This window comes from Sphingomonas sp. FW306-1B-B10E, assembly GCF_058782005.1.
Map to the genome: position 1 here is coordinate 1 of NZ_JBYSXG010000119.1, position 1192 is coordinate 1192.

1 pseudogene is annotated in these 1192 nt (G+C 61.7%); it reads left to right on the forward strand.

Annotation, left to right across the window (positions count from 1 at the left end):
* Positions 1-60: 60 nt before the first annotated feature.
* Positions 61-1192 (forward strand): annotated as a pseudogene (locus AC3WJI_RS21655) (IS3 family transposase); the annotation flags it as partial.

The window sequence follows — 1192 nt, forward strand, 5'->3', positions numbered from 1 at the left end:
TGACGTGCTTCCCTGGAACTCCGCCAGTTTGAGCTAGAGTCCGTCATTGAGGGGGCGATGATGAAGCGCAGCAGGTTTAGCGAGGAGCAGATCATAGCGCTCCTGCTTGAGCAGGAAGCTGGGTCATCGACAGCAGAGTATGCCGCAAGCACGGCGTGAGCAGCGCGACATTCTACAAATGGAAGGCGACCTATGGCGGCATGGATGTGTCGCAGGCGCGCAAGCTGAAGGTGCTGGAAGACGAGAACGCGCGGCTGCAGCGACTGCTGGCCGATGCTCGACAATGCAGCGCTGATGGAGGTTGCCTCAAAAAAACTGGTGAAGCCTGCCGCTCGCCTAAGGTCTGTCGAAGATGTTCGACAGACCTTCGGCACAGCGAGCGCCGGGCGTGCGCCATCCTCAGCGTGGATCGTATCGTCGATGCGCTACGCGCATCGGCGTAATGATGATGGCGACCTGCGGTCGCGTCTTCGCGAGATCGCGCTCGATCGTCACCTGTTCAGTTCCGTCGGCTGGGGATCATGCCGGCGCGCGAGGGTTTTCGTCATGAACCACAAGAAGCTGCTGCGACTGTATCGCGAAGAACCTGCGGGTGCGTCGCCGACGTGGTCGCAAGGAGGGATGGGCACACGAGCACCGATGACCTTACCGCAAGGGCTGAACCGGCGCAGGACCTGAGCTTTGTCAGCGACACGCTGGCGTATAGCAGGCGGATCCGCATCCTGGCCGTGGTCGATGACTTCACGCGCGAGCCTCGCGCTGGTGGTCGACACGTCGCTATCGGGCGCTCGTGTTGCCCGCGAGCTCGATGCGATCATCGCGGCTCGCGGCAAGCCGCTGATGATCGTGAGTGACAAATGGGACCGAGCCGACCAGCCTGGCGATCTCGCTAGGCGCAGGATCAGCAGATCGAGTGGCATTACATCGCCCCCGGCAAGCCGTAGCAGAACGGCTACGTCGAGAGCTTTAATGGTCGCTTGCGCGACGAATGCCTGAACGAGACGCTGTTCGCGTCATTGAGCCATGCCCGCTCAGTGCTGAGCAGCTGACGCTACGATCACAACCATGTGCGGCCGCACAGCGGATAGGCGGGCTGACGCCGCCGATGCTGCCAAGCGGGTTGTGCGGCCCCGCCCGCAAGGGCACAATGATAAACCCCGGACTCCAGTTATACTGGAAGAGTTTGGAGAGC